Annotated in this window: 17 protein-coding genes; 7 read left to right on the forward strand and 10 right to left on the reverse strand. The window is 67.6% G+C overall.

Going from position 1 to position 20266, the window contains the following annotated elements; translation table 11 throughout:
• Positions 1 to 18: 18 nt before the first annotated feature.
• Both ACLIME_RS08265 and ACLIME_RS08270 read left to right on the forward strand, forming a co-directional pair.
• Positions 19 to 477 (forward strand): hypothetical protein, encoded by a 459-nt coding sequence (locus tag ACLIME_RS08265; protein WP_124769677.1) that lies wholly within the window; start codon positions 19 to 21, stop codon positions 475 to 477.
• Positions 474 to 2837, forward strand: coding sequence for a hypothetical protein (locus tag ACLIME_RS08270; protein ID WP_411558625.1), 2364 nt, complete (start codon positions 474 to 476; stop codon positions 2835 to 2837). Before ACLIME_RS08265 ends, ACLIME_RS08270 begins: the two co-directional genes overlap by 4 nt.
• Positions 2838 to 2906: 69 nt before the next feature.
• Here ACLIME_RS08270 and ACLIME_RS08275 read toward each other — a convergent pair whose 3' ends face one another.
• The 4 genes from ACLIME_RS08275 to ACLIME_RS08290 form a co-directional block, all read right to left on the reverse strand.
• Positions 2907 to 4967, reverse strand: coding sequence for a glycoside hydrolase family 99-like domain-containing protein (locus ACLIME_RS08275; RefSeq protein WP_411558626.1), 2061 nt, complete (start codon positions 4965 to 4967; stop codon positions 2907 to 2909).
• A 3-nt stretch (positions 4968 to 4970) separates the two neighbouring features.
• Positions 4971 to 5720 carry a rhamnan synthesis F family protein gene (locus ACLIME_RS08280; protein ID WP_411558627.1) on the reverse strand — a complete coding sequence of 250 codons (750 nt, stop codon included), beginning with the start codon at positions 5718 to 5720 and terminating at the stop codon, positions 4971 to 4973.
• A 427-nt stretch (positions 5721 to 6147) separates the two neighbouring features.
• Positions 6148 to 7347, reverse strand: coding sequence for an ABC transporter ATP-binding protein (locus tag ACLIME_RS08285; RefSeq protein WP_411558628.1), 1200 nt, complete (start codon positions 7345 to 7347; stop codon positions 6148 to 6150).
• 2 nt (positions 7348 to 7349) lie between these two features.
• Positions 7350 to 8261, reverse strand: a complete 912-nt coding sequence (locus tag ACLIME_RS08290; RefSeq protein ID WP_159879409.1) for an ABC transporter permease — start codon at positions 8259 to 8261, stop codon at positions 7350 to 7352.
• A 146-nt stretch (positions 8262 to 8407) separates the two neighbouring features.
• Here ACLIME_RS08290 and ACLIME_RS08295 point away from each other — a divergent pair, with 146 nt between their 5' ends.
• A complete protein-coding gene (locus ACLIME_RS08295; protein WP_411558629.1) occupies positions 8408 to 9268 on the forward strand; it encodes a glycosyltransferase family 2 protein in 861 nt (286 codons plus the stop codon).
• Positions 9269 to 9312: 44 nt separating this feature from the next.
• Positions 9313 to 10407, forward strand: a complete 1095-nt coding sequence (locus tag ACLIME_RS08300) for a glycosyltransferase family 2 protein (RefSeq protein WP_236555506.1) — start codon at positions 9313 to 9315, stop codon at positions 10405 to 10407.
• A 66-nt stretch (positions 10408 to 10473) separates the two neighbouring features.
• Here ACLIME_RS08300 and ACLIME_RS08305 read toward each other — a convergent pair whose 3' ends face one another.
• From ACLIME_RS08305 to ACLIME_RS08330, 6 genes are all read right to left on the reverse strand, one after another.
• A complete protein-coding gene (locus ACLIME_RS08305) occupies positions 10474 to 11697 on the reverse strand; it encodes a cell wall-binding repeat-containing protein (RefSeq protein ID WP_159879413.1) in 1224 nt (407 codons plus the stop codon).
• Between the two features lie 107 nt (positions 11698 to 11804).
• Positions 11805 to 13772, reverse strand: coding sequence for a cell wall-binding repeat-containing protein (locus tag ACLIME_RS08310; RefSeq protein ID WP_411558630.1), 1968 nt, complete (start codon positions 13770 to 13772; stop codon positions 11805 to 11807).
• Between the two features lie 108 nt (positions 13773 to 13880).
• Positions 13881 to 14810 carry an NAD-dependent epimerase/dehydratase family protein gene (locus ACLIME_RS08315; protein WP_079707303.1) on the reverse strand — a complete coding sequence of 310 codons (930 nt, stop codon included), beginning with the start codon at positions 14808 to 14810 and terminating at the stop codon, positions 13881 to 13883.
• Complete coding sequence (locus ACLIME_RS08320; protein ID WP_411558631.1) at positions 14803 to 16089, reverse strand: glycosyltransferase family 1 protein; 1287 nt, start codon at positions 16087 to 16089, stop codon at positions 14803 to 14805. Before ACLIME_RS08320 ends, ACLIME_RS08315 begins: the two co-directional genes overlap by 8 nt.
• Before the next feature lie 2 nt (positions 16090 to 16091).
• Positions 16092 to 16961, reverse strand: a complete 870-nt coding sequence (gene rfbA / locus ACLIME_RS08325; RefSeq protein ID WP_079707304.1) for a glucose-1-phosphate thymidylyltransferase RfbA — start codon at positions 16959 to 16961, stop codon at positions 16092 to 16094.
• 2 nt (positions 16962 to 16963) lie between these two features.
• Entirely contained in the window at positions 16964 to 17569 is a 606-nt protein-coding gene (locus ACLIME_RS08330) for a dTDP-4-dehydrorhamnose 3,5-epimerase family protein (RefSeq protein WP_124769687.1), read from the reverse strand.
• Positions 17570 to 17669: 100 nt separating this feature from the next.
• Here ACLIME_RS08330 and ACLIME_RS08335 point away from each other — a divergent pair, with 100 nt between their 5' ends.
• From ACLIME_RS08335 to ACLIME_RS08345, 3 genes are read left to right on the forward strand one after another with little or no spacing between them, the layout of a single operon-like run.
• The gene (locus tag ACLIME_RS08335; RefSeq protein WP_159879419.1) at positions 17670 to 18263 is read left to right on the forward strand and encodes a GtrA family protein; all 594 of its coding nucleotides are present in this window, start codon (positions 17670 to 17672) and stop codon (positions 18261 to 18263) included.
• Between the two features lie 26 nt (positions 18264 to 18289).
• Positions 18290 to 19111 (forward strand): dTDP-4-dehydrorhamnose reductase, encoded by an 822-nt coding sequence (rfbD, locus tag ACLIME_RS08340; protein WP_411558783.1) that lies wholly within the window; start codon positions 18290 to 18292, stop codon positions 19109 to 19111.
• The gene (locus ACLIME_RS08345; protein WP_159879421.1) at positions 19108 to 20244 is read left to right on the forward strand and encodes a glycosyltransferase family 4 protein; all 1137 of its coding nucleotides are present in this window, start codon (positions 19108 to 19110) and stop codon (positions 20242 to 20244) included. The genes rfbD and ACLIME_RS08345 overlap by 4 nt, the downstream gene beginning before the upstream one ends.
• Positions 20245 to 20266 lie beyond the last annotated feature (22 nt).

Genomic DNA, 20266 nt, shown 5'->3' on the forward strand with positions numbered 1-20266 from the left:
GTGGATGAGAGGAAGCCGATGCTGGTCGCACGTCGTGGAGGACTGCTCGCAGTGGTCGGTCTCGTGGCCATGTTCGGGCTGACCGGCTGCTTCGGCGGTGGCGCGGCTCCCGACTCCAGCCCCTCACCGACCGGCTCGACCAGCGAGGTACCGGGCAAGAGCCCGGAGCCGGCGCCGATCGAGCCGGAGGCCGTGATCGTGTTCGCCACCATCGATCCCGACGGTGCGACCATCTCGATCTCCGGCTACGTCGCCGGCGTCATCGAGAACGACGGTTCGTGCACCTACGTCCTGACGGGGCCCGGCGACGAACAGCGCATCGAGTCCGTCGGGGCGGCTGACGCCGGGCAGACCTCGTGCGGGGTCGTCCAGCTGGACACCGGCGCCCTGCTCACGGGCACCTGGTCCGTCACGCTCGACTACGCTTCAGCGGCGGTCACGACGACCTCCGCCCCGACCACTCTGGAGATCCCGTGAAACATCGTTTGGCGGCATTCTTCGCCATCTTCTCGCTCCTCGTGGCCGGCCTCGTCGTCGGTTCGACGCCGGAGACGTCCGAAGCCGCCGAGGCACGGAACTTCGACCCCGGCAACATCATCAGCGACCAGCTCTTCTACAACGACATCTCCATGTCGGCGGCAGCGGTGCAGTCGGTGCTGAACTCTCGGGTGTCCGCCTGTCGGTCCGGCTTCACCTGCCTCAAGGACTTCCGCGAGAACACCCCGAACCGCGCGGCGGTCTCCGGCAGATGTGCGGCGTACTCGGGAGGCAACCAGAGCGCGGCGGAGATCATCACCCGCGTCGGCGTCGCCTGCGGCATCAGCCAGAAGGTCCTGATCGTCATGCTCGAGAAGGAGCAGAGCCTCATCACGGACGATTGGCCCTCCGCGCGGCAGTACCGGAGCGCCATGGGCTACGGCTGCCCGGACACGGCCGACTGCGACACCAACTACTACGGCTTCTTCAACCAGGTGTACGCGGCCGCGCTGCAGTTCAAGAACTACCAGGCGAACCCGACCCGCTGGAACCACGTCCCCGGTCGCAACAACGCTGTACGGTTCAACCCGAACGCCGCCTGCGGGTCGAGCACCGTCTACATCCAGAACGCTGCGACGGCCGGACTCTACAACTACACCCCGTATCAGCCGAACGCTTCCGCGCTCGCCAACCTCTACGGCACCGGCGACGGCTGCGGTGCCTACGGCAATCGGAACTTCTGGCGGATCTACACGGACTGGTTCGGTCCGACGACGGGCTCCTCGTACGGCTCGTACGACGGCGTGTCCGGTGGATACCAGGGCATCTCCGTGTCCGGCTGGGCGATGAACCCGAATAGCACGGCGCCCGCATACGTGTGGGTCAACGTGAACGGCCAGGGAGGACCGTTCCTGGCGAACACGTCCCGTGCGTGGTTCAACTCCCTCTACCCGGGCTACGGCCCGAATCACGGCTTCGACGGGACCATCGCGAAGCCGCCGGGGACTTACGAGGTGTGCGTCTACAACTCGACCATGAACACGCTCCTCGGCTGCAAGCAGGTCACCGTCCCGAAGGGTGCCGGATCGTTCGACACCGCGACGCAGGTCCCGGGCGGCATGATCCTCAGCGGTTGGGCGGTCGACTACACGACGAAGAACCCGACCAACGTGACCGTCTCCGTGAACGGCAAGGCTGAACCGGCGGTCGCCGCCAACGCCTCCCTGCCCTGGATCAACGGATACTTCCCCGGCATCGGTGCCAATCACGGGTATTCCATCAAGCTCGACAGACCACTCGGGACGTACAACGTGTGCGTCGACGCGATCTCGGGTCGGTTGGGTTGCAAGACCGTGACGCTGAAGTCCGAGGAGGTGGGGTCGTTCGACACCGCGACGGCCTCGGCGAATCAGCTCCGGCTCACCGGTTGGGCGTTCGACCGGAGTACCACGGCTTCGACGTTCGTCTGGGTCGACGTCAACGGCAAGGGTTCCGCCTACCGCGCGAACACCGCACTGAGCTGGTTCGAGGGCATGTTCCCGGGGGCGGGGAAAAACCACGGGTTCGACCTCACGATCCCGACGACGGCGGGCAACAATCGTGTGTGCGTCTATGGTTCGGCGACCTCGAAGTTGCTCGGCTGCAAGACCGTCAACGTCCCCGCTCCGGCAGAATACGGTTCCTTCGACACCGCGACCGCCGTCGACGGCGGCATCAAGCTGACCGGCTGGGCCTACAACTCCGCGACGAAGGACCCGTCCTACGTCTGGTTCGACATCAACGGCGTCGGAACCGCGGTCAAGGCGAACACGAGCCTCAGTTGGTTCGAGGGATTGTTCCCCGGAGCCGGCAAGAACCACGGGTTCGACGTCACCCTGCCGAAGGGGCCGGGGACCTACCGGATCTGTGCTTACGGATCCGCGACCTCGGTGCTGTTCAGCTGCAAGACGGTGACCGTCGGCGCCGGGAAGGCTCCGGCACCCGCGCCGACCCCGACCCCGACGCCCACCCCCACCCCCACGCCGACGCCGGTCGCACCGACGCCGACCCCGACCACCGCGACCGGATCGTTCGACACGATCACCCCCGCGGCGGGCACGGTCCGGGTGACCGGTTGGGCGTACCAGCCCGGCGTGGACCCGGCGACGACGACGTCGTTCGTCTGGGTGGACGTCGACGGGGTCGGTGCCGCCTACCGCGCCAACAGCACCCTGTCCTGGTTCGACGGCCTCTACCCGGGTGCCGGCACCGACCATGGGTTCGACCTGACGGTTCCGGCGGCGTCCGGGGCGCGGAACGTGTGCATCTACGAAGCATCGACCAGCGTGAAGTTGGGGTGCAAGGCGACCACGGTTCCCTGACCGGAGCCATGAACGTCGAAGGGGCTGCACCGTTCGGTGCAGCCCCTTCGACGTTCGCGCGAATCGCGCTCAGCGGTACAGGACGTCGCGGATCGCCATCAGGTAGGACTTGCCGAAGCGGAGCGTCGGTTCGAGGACGGCGCTCTCCGCCCATTCGTTCCAGGCGTTGACGAAGACCAGACGGTGCTCGTGGTCGCGGTCCGCGACGGCCGACACGGCCGCGTCGAACCAGCGTCGGAACGTGTACGGGTTCGAGCCCCACCAGAGATCCGGCTGCCACTGGCGTCGGGCCGTGTTGTCGTAGTTGACCATCACGCCCGGGTAGCGGTCATCGGACACACCCTCCAACAAGGTGAGCTCGGCGTTCTCCACCATGGCGTCGTAGCGGAACGTGTTCCCCTGGAACCGATCGTCGAACTCCGTGTCCGCGCGGTCCCATGGGCTCCACAGTTTGTTGTGGGGAGCGAACTCCATGTACGCGTCCATGCCGTGCTCGGAGAGGTCGCCTTCGACCCCGTCGAACGCGCCGCTCACGTCCACGCTGAGGAGCAGGAGGTCGTCCAACCCGGCCTCACGAGCGACCTGACGCCAGTAGGCGACGACCGAACGGTACTCGGGGATCTGGGTGATCCGGTAGACACCGAGCACCGGGCGACCGTCGACTCGGATGTAGCGGTCGTCGGTGAGCAGGTCGATGACGTCGTGGATGAACTGCGTCGCGGGGACCCGCTCGTAGTCCTGACCGATCAGGACGTTCGTCGAACGTCCGTCCCATCGCCGCGTGAAGTTCTCGTTCGCCCACATGATGCAGAACGGTTCGTCATCGGAGTCCGCGACCAGCTGTTCCACCGGCAGGTTCATGAGCTTCTTGCCCGCGAACCAGTAGTAGTAGTACATGAAGCCCTCGATCCCCATGGACTGGGCGAGGTCGTACTGCTTCCGCCGGGTACCGGGCGCCCGGAGGTCGTAGAAGCCGAAGTCGCTGGGGAGCAGCGGCTGGTTCTGCCCCTCGTAGATGGCCTGTGCTCCGGCGACGTTCGACCATTCGGTGAAGCCGGTGCCCCACCACTGGTCGTTCTCGGGGAAGGCGTGGAACTGCGGGAGGTAGAAGGGGACCGCCCTGGCCCGCGGTGCCACTTCGGCATCCCGTCGGAACCGCTTCCAACCGTCGGACTCGACATCGGTCGAGGAGGCGGTGAGCGAACCGACCTCGCGCAGGTCGTATCCGGCCTCCTCCGTGACGATGCCGATGAGGCGCTCGACGCCGTGCGCCGTGGTCGCGTCGACCTGCCCGGCCTCCTCCTCGAAGTCCCACTCGCTCAACTGCAGCGCGCGGAGACCCTGCAGGACGAAGCCGCGGACCCAGTAGACCGAACCGGACGCGAAGTGGAGGGTCTCCGGTTCGAGTTCGAGCTGGAGACGCTTGAGCAGCGCCTCGACGATCTGCTGGTCGCCGCCCCAGAATTCGGGACCGACGAGGTTGCCGTCGGCGGTCAGGAGACCGAGGGCCGGGTCCCCGGCGAATGCCGAAAGGATGGACTCGACGTGCTCCGGCGAGCCGAGCAGGCCGGCGTACAACGAACGGCGCCACTCATCGCCCGTGCCGCTGAGCTCCGTGTGCTCGGCACGCCAGGCACTGCGCTTCGTGTGGATCTTGAGGACCAGCTCGTACGGCTCAAGGATGTCGGCGTTGACCAACGACACGAGCGGCAGGATGTCGCGTCCCTGGTTGTTCACCTCGTACACCTCGACCCGCCCGACGCGGTCGAGGGACGAGGTGTCGAGGTCGAGCGGGACGCCGGTGGCGTTGGTGACGATGAGGTCGAACTCGACGGGCAGGTGCTGCAGCTCGTGGAGGATCTCCGGCACGAGTTCGGCGTAGAAGACGTGCACGACCACAGCGACGCGTGCGGCGGGCACCGTCGACGGCTCGCGCATGCGCCACTCGCTCGGGAAGAGCGAGGTCAGGCGGTCGTTGCGTCGTCGCAGCCAGTTCTCGAACCCGGCCGGATAGGCCGTCGGCACGTGGTGCTGGACGATGGCCGGGTCGAGCTCGGCGAGCTTGACGCCCGCGGAGATCATCTTTCGGCCGGCGAACCGCTTCGCGCCGCCGGGGGTGATTCTTCTCATGTGTTACCTCGGCTTCGTGTCCGGTGTGGTCGGCAACCAGTCCATCGGGTCTTCCCCGAAGGCGGCTCGTACGGTCTCGCGAGCGCGGGCGCCGTCGGCGACCACGCTCGGGTTGGTGATGATCTCCCGCTTCACGAACGGGAATCCGAGCTGGACGAGTCGGCGCCAGCCCCGGATGACGGGGTTCTCCCCCGGTTCGACGACCTGGGCGTGATCGATCCAGGCGCTCGTGACGTAGGCCTCGACGTGGAGCAGCTCGCTCAGCCCGATCTCGTACTGGTCGATGATCTGCTGCTTGTCGTCGTGGTCGACGAGCGTGCGCCAGAAGGTGCGGACCGGGCGGTCCCGGAGCATCCCGTTCCGGAAGCCCAGGAGGTAGCTCTGGAGATGCGGCGAGAACTGGAGCGTGTTCGTCGCGCCCCAGACGTCCGTGTCGCGAGTCTCGAAGTCCTCGAGCATCGGCTGCAGCGACCCGAACGGGCCGACGAGTGAATCGTTCGCAAGTAGCACGAACGGGGCCCGGAGCAGCTGCGGGTACAACGCCATCCCGGTCGCCCATGAACCGAAGTCGTACCCGATGTTGGGCTTGCGCACCACCAGCGCCTCGGGAGGCGTCGGCCAGACCAGCGGTTCGATCGAGTCCGACGCACGGACGACGACGACGAAGTAGCCGCAACGGGCGAGCTCCGAGACGAGGGTGGAGAGCGACCGTGAGACGTGCGGATCCGCGCCCCAACTGGCGACGAACGCCACACGCTCAGGGTGCGTCGGGAGCGCTCGAGGGCGCTCGACCACCACCCGAGGGAGGACCTCACGCAGAACGGTACCGCCCACCTCAGCGGCCCCTGCGGAGCGACGCCACGCGCCGCTTCACGGCTCGCACTGGCTTCGTCAGGCGCCAGGAGGAGGATCGGCGCAGTTCGCGCACCTGCTCCGCGTACTTCGCAGACTTCGCACGCTCAGCCCGGAGCAGCCGCTTTGCGTCGTCGGCTTGACGTGCCAGGCGGGCCGCTTCCGCTCGCAGGCGGGCGATCTCGAGCCTCGCCTGTCGGAGCTCTCCGGTTCCGGCCTCTTCAGTCACGTCGTCCCACCTTCGTCCGTTCCCCACGAGTCAACGCTCCATCCTACCGAGGCGCCGACTTGGAGTTCGCTGGGCTTGCGTGTAGACGAGACCCGGAGGTCACGCGACGGAATCCACCACGCTGGCGGTCGGCACGGCGTGCACGGTTCCGACGGCGAGCTGGAAGTGCGGGGCATCGAACGACGCGATCTGGGGCCGGTCTGCGAGGTGGACCCCGTCGTGGGTCATCAGCGACACGTTGACGAAGTACTTGCCTTCGCCGAAGGTCACCTTCTCGAGCACGAAGTCGACCGTGCAGGAGCTCCGGAGCCGCGGGAGCGACAGCCCGATGCGCTTGCTCGTGGTGCCGTAGACGACCTGGCCGAGCGCACTGTCGATCTGCACCGCGGCGATCCAGTCGTCGAGCCCGTCACTGTGGGAGAAGGTCGCGGACACGATGAGGTCGTCTCCGGGCGCGACGGGCTCACCGACCGCCTTGCCGACGGCGTGGGCGGTCACCGAGATGATGCGTCCGGCGCCCTCCTGCTCCTCGGGGTGCTCGGCGATCTCCTCCTGACGTCGCTCCTCGAGCACGTCGCGGAACTCCGTCGTCGCGACGTGCGGTTCGCCGTCGAACAGCACCTCGCCGCGGTTCAGCAGGACGGCGCGATCGCACAGTTCGGTGACCTGGCCCAGGGAGTGGGTGACGATGACGATCGTGCGGCCCTCGGCCTGGAAGGACCGGATCTTGTCGAGGCACTTCCGCTGGAACGCTTCGTCTCCGACGGCGAGCACTTCGTCGACGAGGAGCAGGTCGGGGTCGACGTGGATCGCCACGGCGAAAGCGAGCCGCATGTACATGCCGCTCGAGTAGAACTTCACCTGCGTGTCGATGAAGTCACGGATCCCCGAGAACTCGACGATGTCCTCGAAGTAGTAGTCGGTCTGTTTGCGGGACAGCCCGAGGATCGAGGCGTTGAGGTACACGTTCTCGCGACCGGTGAGGTCCTGGTGGAACCCGGCGCCGAGCTCGAGGAGCGCGGCGAGCCGACCGCGACGCTTCACCGAACCGCTGGTCGGCTCGATGATGCCGCCGATCGCCTTGAGCAGGGTGCTCTTGCCGGAGCCGTTCGGCCCGATGAGCCCGATGGTCGAGCCTGAGTCGACCTCCAGCGAGATGTTCCGGAGAGCCCAGAAGTCCTCTTTGTGCTTCGCCGACCGGCCGGCGTTGACCAGCCGCTCCTTGAGACTCTTCTCCTTGCGGATGACGAATCGCTTCGAGACGTCGTCGAGACGGACGATGGGGACTGAGGTGCTCATGTTCACAGCTCCTGCGCGAAGTTGCCCTGGAGCTTCGCGAACACGCGCTGGGCTCCGAAGAGGAGGACGATGCCGACCACGGCGGCGATGGCCAGGCGGAGCCCGAGGTCGGGCAGGGTCTCGCCGTTGCTTGTGCTCGCCCAGAACGCTTCCTGGAATCCGATGACCCCGAGCGTGATCGGGTTGTTGAGGTAGATGTCGGCCAGCCAACCCGGCATGTGCTGCACCGCGAACGTCCAGTGGTACAGGATCGGCGAACCCCACATGAAGAGCATGAGGAGCACCTCGACCAGGTACTGCACGTCGCGGAGGTAGACGTTCAGGGCGGACAGCAGGAGCCCGATCGCCGTCGCATAGACCAGCAGCACGAAGAAGCCGCCGAGGCCGAACAGCAGGTTGCCTGAGAACTGCAGCGTCCCGAACAACGCGGCGGCTACCAAGAGGATCACGAACTGGATGCAGAAGTTGAAGATCGCCGAGCCCACAGCGGAGAGGGGGAAGATCTCACGCGGTAGGTAGACCTTCTTGACGAGGCCCGAGTTGGCGATGATCGAGGAGGTCGAGCCGCCGACGATCTCGCTGAAGAGCCCGTAGGCGGTCAGCCCCGCGAACAGGTAGATCGCGAAGTTCTCGATGTTGCGGGCTGCTCCGAGGAACTGCCCGACGACGACCGCGTAGATGAGCAGCTGCATGAGCGGCTTGATGAGGCTCCAGAAGAAGCCGAGTGCGCTGTCCTTGTACCGCGCCTTCACCTCGCGGTTCGTCAGCAGACCGAGGAGCTCGCGGTGCCGCCAGATGTCCTTCAGCTGCGAGGTGGAACCCCCCAGCGACGACCCGGGTGAACCGGCGTCCTCCCAGGGCAGTCCCGCCAGTCGTTCCGCCCGATCGTCCGGGCTCGGCGCAGCAATAGCCATGCAGTGGATCTCCTAGCAGTTCGAAACAGCTCTCCGCTGATTTCGAGCAGAGACGCCTCCGAGGATACAGGAGTGAACATGAGAGACTGCGTGCTGGGGTTCGAAGCGGACTCCCGCCAGGCAATCTCCAGGAAAGCGAGGTCGGTGTGCCCGACGGATACCGGAGCCTCCCGCGGCGCGCGCTCGGCCGCGCGGCGCGTGACTACCGTGGAGCCGTGCTCGCCTACCGGCAGCGCCGGGCCGACCAGCGGATGCGGCGGATGCTCGACGGACGGTTCACCATCGAGCTCCTGGCGGGTGAGGTGCACGAGGAGGACCTCGCGGTCGTCGTGTGCCTGTGGAACCGGCGGGAGCGGCTCGCCGACGTGATCCGTCTGCTGCGCGACCAACGAGTCGACCGCCACCTCCGGTTGGTGCTCTGGAACAACCAGCCGGACGACGAGGCACACTATCGCCGGGTCATCGCGGAGGTCGGCGTCGGCGGTGCGCTCCGCAGCATCGAGTTCCGCGCCAGCCCGGAGAACATCGGCGGCATCGGACGCTTCTGGGCGGCTCGCAAGCTCAGACTCGCCGGCTATCGCGGACCGTTCGTGATGTTGGACGACGATCAGGACGTCGAACCGGACTTCATCCGATCGCTCCTCGAACGAGCGGGCGAGCGGGTGATCGCGGGGGTCTGGGCCTATGCGAACCACGGCTCCTACTGGAACCGGACGGACCTCGCCGACCGCGAGCGGGCCGATTACGTCGGCACCGGCGGCTGCGTCTGCGATTCCGAGATCGTCACGGATGACGCGTTCTTCACCGACCTGCCCGAGCGGTACCGGTTCCTCGAGGACATCTGGATGTCGTTCCTGGCCGCCCGCCTCGGGTGGCGTCTGGAGAAGGCGGACCTCCCCGTCACGTTCGTCCTCGACGAGACCAATCAGAACCATACGCTCGCGTACATCAAGGACGAGTTCTACGCCTACCTGCACCACGACCACACCGGACCGACCGACGCGTAAGCTGGAGCGGTTGTCCCGATGCCGACCCGACAGGAACACACTCGATGAAACTCGCCATGACGATCATGGTCCGCGACGAAGCGGACATCATCGCGGCCATGCTCGACCACCATGAGGCCCAAGGGGTCGACACCTTCATCGTCACCGACAACGGGTCGGTCGACGGCACCACCGAGATCCTCGAGCGCTACGCGGCCGAGGGGCGGATCGACCTCCGTCATGACCCGGTGCACCGCAAGCAGCAGGCGCCCGTGGTCACGCAGATGGCGCGCGACGCCTACACCCGTTATGGAGCGGACTGGGTCATCAACGCCGATGCCGACGAGTTCTTCCTGCCCGTCGATCGCACCAAGACCCTCCACGAGGTGTTCGAGCAGATCCCCAAGACCTACCTCAGTTTCCTCGTCCCGGTCGTCAACTTGACCGGCGCACCGGCCAAGGACGGCACCGGCTTCGATCGGCTCGTCTACCGCGACGCCCGAACCCAGGACCAGCTCGAGCTCGCCGGGGTGCGTGCCCACCCGACCCCGGACGCCGTGCACATCGGGTCCCCCGACATCGACGTGATCCAGGGCAACCACTTCGTGAGCCTGGCGTCGCAGGGTTCCCCGCCGCCGGAACTCGCCATCGAGGTCCTCCACCTGCCGTGGCGTTCGTGGAAGCAGTACAAGAACAAGGTCGAGATCTCCGGGCGCGCCTACGAGAGCAACCCCGAGTTGACACCCAGCCCGAACCACCACGGGATGCGCGACTATGCGAGATTGAAGGCGGGTGCGCTGCTGCCGTACTACTTCATGCGCCACCCCACGCCCGAGGAGCTCGAGCAGGGAGCGGTCGACGGCACCCTGGTGCGCGATGACGTGCTCGCCGATGCGCTCACGGCGCCCGTGCCGGATGCGGACTTCGACAAGGCGACCCGGAAAGCACAGCTCGCCTTCAGCGAGGCGCTCCGGTACGACCGTGTGCAGCGGGCGAAGCGCATCGCCTCCGGCTTCGAGGATCGACTCGAAGCCGCAGCGGAGCGCGAGGCCGACCTCGCAGCCCGCCTCGCCGTTGTGGAAGGTGAGGCGGCGGCCCTGCGCTCGAGGCGGGTCGTGCGCGCCACGGATCGACTCGCACGACTCGTCCGCCGTCGCTGACCGGTCTCAGCAGCGCTTCAGTGCCGCCACCACCGGCGTGAGTGCCGTGGTCCCGCCGATGCTGAGTCAGGCCTGACGCCACCGAAGTCTGGAATCTGTCGCGGATCGCGAGCAGACCATCAGGAGCCCGGTCGCCGTTCGGCCGTACTGCCCGTCGAGCGAAGCTTTACAGAACGCCCCCGGAGTGACACCGTCCCGATGCGGGTTCCCTGCTGAACCGAGCGGCGGCGCCGGCGCCGGAGGCGGGTTCGGAGCAGGAGCCGGCGCGGGTGGCGGAAGGCAGACGAAGCGATCTGCCACAGCGGGAGAAAGCGCCGCGGCACCACCGAGCAAGGTCAGTTCCGTAACTCCTGCCGAAGCCAAACCGTTGGCGACGACAGGCGGAAGGCAAGTCGGCGTCACGACGTACAGCGACGAGCCGGTGCGGCCCGCGAGGACGGCACCCGCCAGTGCGTCCGCATACGCGGTTCCCGTTGCAATCAGGGCAGACGAACTTCCCGATGGAAACTGACTGTTGATGAGGACCGACGTCTCGTAGCGATCCTGGCCGGCGATGCGGCCAACGGATGAGACGGACTTCCGCAGTCCGCCCGCGTAGCCTTCCCCGATAGCGGCCGAACCGCCGATGAGCGTCGCACTCGTCGTTCCCAACGCCTGGAACAGTCCCAGATCATCCAAACTAGGGCCCGATGAGCTTCCGTCGACCAGCAACACCGGGATCCCGCGGGGTCCGCTTGCGGCCCCCGCGGAGAGGGCGTCGGGGAAGTTGGATCCTGTCGCGAGGAAGACCTGCGTTGCTCCGGTCACCGAGAACGCTCGCTGAATCAGCGCTCGCGACGTCGCGAACCGATCTGTACCCGAGACTCTCTCGACGGTGATACCGAGAACACCGAGTTCGTCGACCACCGAAGCGTCGACGGCGTTCACACCGCCGACGACGACGACCTTCGTGACGCCGAGGCGCGAGAGTTCCGCTCGAACGGTCTCGGGAAGCCGATCGCGCATCGTGAGGAGGAGTGGACCACCTTCTACCATCGCTGCGGGCGCCGCGCTGAGGGCGTCCGGAAAGTTGAAGCCGGTCGCCAAGTACGCAACGGTGGCCCCGCCGTCGGGGAACGCTGCCTGCGAGATGGCGACCGCCGTCGAGAATCGATCGTCGCCCGCCAGTCTGACCGTCGCCGCCTGAGCTGGAGCGGCTGTGCCAGCCATCAGGCCGGCGCTTGCGAGAGCGATGGTCGCCGCCACGGCGAGCATCGCCAATCGACCGCGTGGAGCGAACGTTCTGTGCACAGCGCTGTCCTTGCCGCCGACCGCTCGGGTTCGGCAGGCGAGCTGAACTCTAGCAGAGGTGATCACCTCAGTACTGCACCCTCGAGGCACGGCTCCGATGATCGGGGTCAGCAGCGCTTCAGTGCCGCCACCGCCGGCGTGAGTGCCGTGGTCCCGCCGACCACCGACACCGTCTTGGGCTGCAACGCCGCAAGGCGGTCGAGTACGGAAGACGACACACAGGTGGACCCGCTCGTGAGCATCGGTACACCCAACGCGCCGGCTGCGAGTGCGTCGGGGAAGTTCGCCCCCGAGGCCAACAGCACCTGATCGACGGCGCCCGGCCACGCGGCGGCCACGATCTGCGCGGCCGTGTCGTAGCGGTCGGCTCCCGCATACCGCGTCACCTTGCCCGGGTAGAGGTGTTCCAACTGCGACTGGATACCGGCGCTCATCGCCGCACGCCCGCCCACGAGTCTGACGTCGCGGACCCCGAGCCCGGCGATCATCCGGAGCGTCGCAGCGTCCACGGTCGACGCACCACCGTCGACGAGGACCACGGCACCTCCCAGACTGGCTGCGGCCGGGCCGGCGGCGAGTGCGTCCGGGAAGTTGGACCCGATCGCGAGGTAGACCGTCGAGGCGCTACGCAGCGCGTCCGCGATGAGCAGTCGGTTCGTCTCGAACCGGTCCGACCCACCGATGCGGGTCGTACCGTGTGCGAATGCGAGCCCCGTGACCTGGCTGAGGACCGCGTCGGACACGGCCGACGTCCCACCGACCACCTTCACCGTCGCAGGACGCAATCTGAGCAGCTCCGCCCGCACCGCGTCCGGCAGGACCTCCGGTGCCGTCAGGAGGACCGGCGCACCGATCGAGGCGGCGAGGGCTCCGGCTCCCAGCGCGTCCGGGAAGGTGTTCCCCGACGTCAGGTAGACGGTTCCGGTACCCGTGTCGAACGGAGCGAACGCCTGCGCCGTCGCGACCGCGGTCTGGTAGCGGTCCTCCCCCGAGATCCGGACGACCTCCGGCGAAGCGGCCACGGTCAGCGCGGCGGAGACCAGTCGTCCGTCGTCGGACCCGCTCACCCCCCAGAGTCGTTGCACGCCGGCGGGAGCGTCGGCCGGCAGTCGAAGCGTCCCCGCGACCCCGCCGCCCGCATCGGCGACCAGCGCTCCGACCTGCTCAGCGGAACCCGTCGACGGGTGCAGGGAGAAGGTGACCGTCTCCGCCGGTGCGAACCCTCCTGCCCGGACGACGAGGTCGCCTCCCGAGAAGACCGCCCCGCTCGTCGAGAGCGCCTCCGTCGAGCTGAGTGGCATCGGGGTGCCCGGACCGGACGCGAGGCGGAACCGGCTGGTGGCGCCCGCGATCGAGAGGTCGAGGTCGTCCCCGGGAACCCAGCCGCTCGGAACGACGATGTCGACCGTCACCGCACCCGATCCGTCGACCGTCGCCCCGACAGGTGCAGCGACCGCACCGGACAGGTCGCCGCCCGACGCGAGTCCCCGCGTGACGTTCGTGATCGAGGCCGTCACCTGCTCACCAGGCGTGAAGCCGAACGCGCTGGCGGTCACCACGGCTCCCGCCCCGATGGGGCCCGTGATGCTCCAACTCCACCTGGTCGCCGTCGGGCCCGAACGGACCGTCAGCGGTAGGGAGATGGTCTGTGCTGCGCCACCTCCCGAGGGTGTGCACGTGAGCTGCAGGGATCCGGCCGTACCATCGGGGATCGACGCCGACATCTGACCGTCCCGCGAGGTCACGCCGAGCGCTGAATTCGCCTCCGAGGGCGACGGCAGCGGTGTCGATGCTGCGGCGTCGACGAACGCCCAGCTCTGGGAGAACGCGTCACCGCCGTCACCGCACTCGGCGGTCTCGCCGATGAAGTCCACGGTGAACGCGCCATCCGGTGCGACGGACGGTGCAGAGACGTAGGCGCCCGTCGGAGCCGGTTGCGGAGCCTCGGCCACGGCCGCGGGGACGGCACCGAGGGCAGTCGAGCCCACCACGATGGCGACGACCGCGCCGATCGCGACCGAGGTTCTGCGTCGTGGTCTCGGACCGACGTGTCGGGCCCCGGTCGTCTCTGGCATCTCGGGGCCTTCCGCTCGGGGATGTCGTCCTCTGAGGGTATCGAGCGGACCAGCACCGGAGAGACGCCACGCTGCGGTCCCCGACGAGACCCTTCGAGCCGGACCCTGTCAGCCGGCGTCCCGTCCCAGTTCGGCCCAGAGCGCGCGGACGCCGTCGTCGAGTGAGGTCGGCGACTGCGGCCGACCGAACTCGCCCTCGTACCGGGAGACGTCCAGGACGACCCGATCGACGAACGTCTTCGGTTGCGGCAGGCGTTCGATCGCGAAGTCGACGCCGGTGACGCGACGCAAGGAGGCGAACACCTCGGACACGGAGAACCCGATGCCGCTGCCGAGGTTGTAGGTGGAGTGCTCCGGCGTGGTCGCAACCACCGGCAGGATCATCCGTACGAGATCCTCGACGTAGACGTAATCGCGGACCATCGACCCGTCGCCGAACTGTTGGATCGGCCGGCCGAGCGCGATCTGTCTCAGCGCGATCGGGATGAGCCCCTGCTTGCGGTTCGGACGCTGGCGAGTGCCGTAGGGGTTCGACACCCGCAGGGCCGTCGAGGCCAGACCGTGCTTCGCCCGGAAGTAGTCGAGGTAGTGCTCGATCGCGAGCTTGCCGATGCCGTATGGCGAGATCGGGAGCGCCTGGTCCGTCTCCGAGTAGACGTCCTGACCCTGCTGCCCGTAGATCGCCCCGCCGGTCGATGCGAACACGAATCGGCCGACACCCGCGGCGACACTCGACTCGAGGAGCTCGATCGTCTGGGCGATGTTGGTGCGGACGTCCAGCGTCGGATCGCTCTCCGCCGTCGCCGGCGTGGTCGTCGACAGGAAATGGAACACGAGTTCCTGACCTCGGACGGCTTCCTCGAGGTCGCTCCGACTGAGGAACTCCCCGGTCAGCACTCGGGCCCGCTCGGAGCTGAAGGTCGTCGTGCCCGAGCTGAACCGGTCGAACGCGGTCACCTCGTGGCCGGCACCGTCGAGCGCGTCGACGAGGTGCGAACCGATGAACCCGTTCGCACCGATGACCAGTGCCTTAGCCACGCATGACCCGTTCGACTGCCGACACGAACGCGTCACCCGAGTCGCTCCAGCTTGCACCGGCGACCGAGGCGGACATGGCCAGACCACGAGCGGTCGCATCCGGCCGGTCGAAGACGCCGGCGAGCGTACGAGCGAGCGCCATGGGCACCGGAGGCACGTATTCGATGAACGGGTTGTCCGACACCATGCGGTTGTTCGGACCGTCGTTCACGACCGGGGCGACGCCGCTCGAGATCAACTCGAGCGGGAGCAGCGACATGTTGGTCAGCGACAACACGAGCCCCGCAGCACAGCGGTTGTAGAGCTCGTTGAGCTCGGCCAGCTGCATGCTGGAGTGGTTCTTGTACGCGAACGGCAGGTCCCATCCGGAGACGTCCCAACCGGCCAGGTTGATGGTGACATCCGGCTTCAGCTCCGAGAAGTCCTTCAGCGCGAGGACGCCGAGCTCGAACGCGCGCCGCGAGGTGACCGGGCGTGCGTAGAAGAAGATCTCGTTCCGTGGACGCTCATTCGTGATCCGGTAGAGCGAGGTGTCGACCGAGAAGTCGAAGGAGTCACATGCCATGCCGTACTCGGTGCTGAGCTTGTGGGCCAGCCACCCGCCGGCCGTGATGCCGTGGAATCCGAAGCGGTAGGTGTTCTCCGCGAGGATGTACTCCGAGCCGATCGCATAGAAGTACGGCTCGAAGTCCTGCACGAAGTAGAAGCGCTTCGCCGTCGAGCGATCGAGATAGGAGGCGTAGGCGGTCTCCCAGCCGGTGGCGAACAACGCCTGGGTGTCCGCATCCACGCCGACGGAGGCGTCGTACATCCGGATGTCGGCCTTGAGATCCGGGTACGACTTCGAAGCGGCGAGCATCTGCTTCGTCGCGTCGAGACTCGGCGTCAGGTGCAGATTGTCGTAGAGGTAGATCGTGCAGTGGTGACCTGCCCGTTCAGCGAAGTCGATGAACCGGAACAGGTTCTGGTGGCCGCCGCTCTCGGCTCCCGGAGGCGACATGATCCAGGCCATGCGAACCGGGCCGTCGGCGACGGTCACCGGGTTCGCGAAGCGTTCGCCGGGCACCGTCCAGTCGACGGCTGCGGCGTGCTCGAGGTTGACGAGCATCTCCCCGCCGGCGTTCTGCAGGCTCAGTTGGGTCGAGAGCTTGCTGAACACCCGACCGAGGAAGGCCTTCGGACCGAGGTCCTTGAAGAACCGGAGGAGGCGGGCGGCACGGGTCCTGACACGGGCGGCGCGGGTGCGTACCGCCGTCAGCCGCGAGCTGAGAGGCGACACGGTCAGGCCTGCTGGGCCAGCAGCGTCTGCAGGTAGCGACCGTAACCGCTCTTCACCAGCGGAGCGGCGAGGGCTGCGAGCTGCTCATCGTCGATCCAACCGGCACGCCACGCGATCTCCTCGATGCAGCCGACCTTGAAGCCCTGGCGGTCTTCGATCACACGCACGTACTCGGACGCCTGCATCATCGACTCGAAGGTGCCGGTGTCGAGCCAGGCGGTGCCACGGTCGAGCACCTGGACCTGCAGGGTGCCGCGCTCCAGATAGCGCTCGTTGACCGTCGAGATCTCGAGCTCGCCTCGGGCGGAGGGCTCGATCGTCTTGGCGATCTCGACGATCGAGTTGTCGTAGAAGTACAGTCCGGGCACCGCATAGTTGCTCTTCGGCTGCGCGGGCTTCTCCTCGATGGAAAGCGCTTTGAAGTCGTCGTCGAACTCGACGACGCCGTAGGCCTTCGGATCGGCGACCTGGTAGGCGAAGATGAGCGCGCCGTCGATGTCGTTGTGACTGCGGAGAGCTGAACCGAGGCCGGTGCCGTGGAAGATGTTGTCGCCGAGGACCAGGGCGACGCTCTCGTCTCCGATGAACTCCTCACCGATGATGAACGCCTGCGCAAGGCCGTCCGGAGACGGCTGGACGGCGTACTCGAGGCGGATGCCGAGGTCGTCGCCGTTGCCGAGGAGCGCCCGGAACTGCTCGTTGTACTCCGGGGTGGTGATGATGAGGATCTCCTTGATCCCCGCCATCATGAGCGTCGACAGGGGGTAGTAGATCATCGGCTTGTCGTAGATGGGCATGAGCTGCTTGGAGATGCCCTTGGTGATCGGCCAGAGACGCGTGCCGGATCCACCGGCGAGAATGATGCCGCGCATCGTCAGTTCCCCTTCAAGGTCGCGTAGAACGCCCGGGCGTCGTCCCAGGTCGGCAGGAGACCGGCGGCGGCCGCCTCGTCGAGACCGGGGGCCTCGGTGTCCTTCGGTGAGAGCAGAGGCGTGCCGGCCTCCGGTGGGATGACGAGACCGATCCGCTCGTCGAGCGGGTTGATGCCGTGCTCGCGGTCGGGGCGGTACACGTCGGTCACGAGGTAGCTGACGGTGGCGTCGTCGGTCAGGGCGACGAAGCAGTGGCCGAGGCCCTCGGAGATGAAGATCGCCTTGCGGTCGGTGTCGTCGAGCAGCACCGAGTCCCACTGGCCGAAGGTCGGTGAGCCCACGCGGATGTCGATGACGTAGTCGAGGACGGCACCGCGGGTGGCCGTGACGTACTTCGCCTGCCCGATCGGGATGTCGGCGAAGTGGATGCCGCGCACCGAGCCGCGCTTCGACACCGAGGTGTTGGACTGGGCCAGCTTGATCGACCGACCGGAGGCCTCTTCGAGCTTGTCGAAGCGGTACCACTCGAGGAACACGCCTCGGTCGTCGCCGAACTGCTTCGGCGTGATCTCATAGCTGTCGGGGACGTTCAGTTCGCGGATCTGCACCCGGGGAGTCTACCAAGTCGGCGCTCGGCGACAGTATTCCGCGGTTCCTTCACCGGTTGTCTCAGGCATAATCGAGTGTCCGCGCACAGAACGGCCCGCCATGATCCCTCTGCTCCGCCGCCTCTGGAACGGTGTCTCCGCGTACGCGGTGAAGTTCGGCGTCGTCGGGCTGATCGGCTTCGGCCTCGATGTGCTCGTGTTCAACCTGCTGCGCGTCGGCGTCTTCGGGCACGACCACGTCGCGCAGTCCCCGCTTGGCGCCAAGGTCATCAGTGTCTCGGTCGCCATCGTCTTCAACTGGATCGGCAACCGGTACTGGACCTTCCGCGAGCATCGCCGGAAGAACTTCGTCCTGGAACTCGGCGAGTACGTGATCGTCTCCCTGGGTGGCATGGCCATCGCCGTCGGGTGTCTCTACGTCAGCCACTACGTCCTCGGCTTCACCTCGCTGCTCGCCGACAACCTGGCCTCGAACGTCATCGGGCTCGGCCTCGGAACCCTCTTCCGTTTCTTCCTCTACCGCTTCTGGGTCTACGGACACCATCGGGCGGACGGCCTGGCCAACCTCGCTCGCGTTGAGGAGGCCCAGCGAACGCTGTTCGAGGAGCCACCGGCGACTCAGGCACCGACAGGTTCCGCCCTGCCCGAGCCGGGTACGATGAACGGGCCACTCCCGAGAGGACCCCTATCTTGACGTACCTGATCACCGGCGCTTCCGGCATGCTCGGCCACGACCTGCAGGAGGCCCTGACGGGTCGCGAGGTCACCGCCCTCGGTCGCGCCGAGCTCGACGTGACCGACCTCGAGGCCGTCCGTTCCGCCGTCGCAGGGCACTCGGCCGTCATCAACGCCGCCGCCTACACGAAGGTGGACGACGCCGAGTCGCACGAAGCAGACGCCGCGGCCGTGAACGCCATCGGGGCCCGCAACCTCGCGATCGCCGCTCGGGAGGCCGGCGCGAAGCTCGTCCAGGTGTCGACCGACTACGTCTTCGACGGCTCCGCGACCTCGCCGTACCAGGAGGACCACGAGCTCGCCCCGATCAGCGCGTACGGCCGGACGAAGGCCGACGGGGAGCGCGCCGTCCTCGCCGAGCACCCGAACGGCGGCTACATCGTGCGGACGGCATGGCTGTACGGCAAGAACGGACCGAACTTCGCCGCCACCATGGCGAAGCTCGCGGCGAACGGCGTCGACCCGGCCGTCGTGACCGACCAGCTGGGTCAGCCCACGTGGACCGCCGACCTCGCCGCGCAGATCGTCGCGCTGCTCGACGCCGACGCTCCTGCCGGGGTCTACCACGGCACCAACGCCGGACAGGCCTCCTGGTACGAGTTCGCCCAGGCGGTCTTCGCGGCGGTCGGCGCGGACCCGGCCCGTGTCTCCCCCACCGACAGCTCGGCGTTCGTCCGCCCCGCGCCGCGCCCCGCCTACTCGGTGCTCGGCCACGACGCCTGGGCCACCGCCGGTCTCGCCCCGATGCGTGACTGGCGGGAGGCCTTCGAGGCAGCGACGCAGCACGGCGTCGTCACGGCGCCGTGACCACCCTGCGCGTCGTCGTCGACCAGATCGTCGCGCCGGTCGCCGGCGGGGTCGGTCGTTACTCCGAGGAACTCACCCGTGAGCTCATCGCGAGCGCCCCAGCGGGATGCGACGTCGAGGGCATCGTCTCGGCGGTATCGAAGGAGAAGATCGACCTCCTCGAGTCCAAGCTCCCCGGACTGGCGACGCTGCATCGCACCACGCTCCCGCGCCGCGAGCTCAGTGCCGCCTGGCAGCTCGGCATCGTCGCGCCCGGCACCGCGAACGGCATGGTGCACGCCCCGGGCCTGCTCGCCCCGCTCAACCGCCACGACCGCATCAACGACGGCAACCAGATCGTCGTCACCATCCACGACACGCTCGCCTGGTCGCACCCGTCGTCACTGACACCGATGTCGGTGGCGTGGCAGAAGGCGATGGTCAAGCGGGCGCGGAAGCACGCGGACGCCATCGTGGTCCCGACGCACGCCGTCGCCGACGAACTGCGCGACATCGTCGATCTCGGCGACCGCGTCCGCGTCATCGGCGGGGCCGCCGCGACCACGCTCACCATCCCGACCGACGCCGATGGTCGAGCACGGACGCTCGACCTCCCCGCCGAGTACCTCGTGTCGGTCGGCTCACTCGACCCCCGTCGCGGCATCACGGAACTCATCACCGGCCTCGGACGACCCGGTGCACCCGACCTCCCCCTGCTCATCGTCGGCACGGACAGCTGGGGCGACGTCACCCTCGCGCAGGTCGCCGACGAGGCCGGGCTGCCGGAGGGTCGCGTGCGTGCGCTCGGGTTCCTCGACGACGCCGACCTCGCCGTCGTCCTCGACCGCGCGACCGCCTTCATCTACCCGAGTCTCGCCGAGGGGTTCGGGCTCCCACTCGTCGAGGCGTTCCGCTTCGGCACGCCCGTCATCCACTCCGACGTCCCGGCGCTCGTCGAGGTCGGCGGCGGCGCCGGCGTCGTGGTCGAGTCCGGTGCCAAGGGGTACGCCGATCGACTCATCGCCACCATCAACGACGTCATCGGCGACAGCGAACGCCTCGCCCGCCTGCGCATCCTCGGCATGGACCGCGAGCAGGCCTTCAGTTGGCGCGACTCCGCCGAACGCGTCTGGCAGCTGCACGCGGAGATCTGACACCGACGCCGAGCCGGACGGA

The sequence above is a fragment of the Plantibacter sp. MPB07 genome, from assembly GCF_046619465.1.
Lineage (GTDB): Bacteria > Actinomycetota > Actinomycetes > Actinomycetales > Microbacteriaceae > Plantibacter > Plantibacter auratus.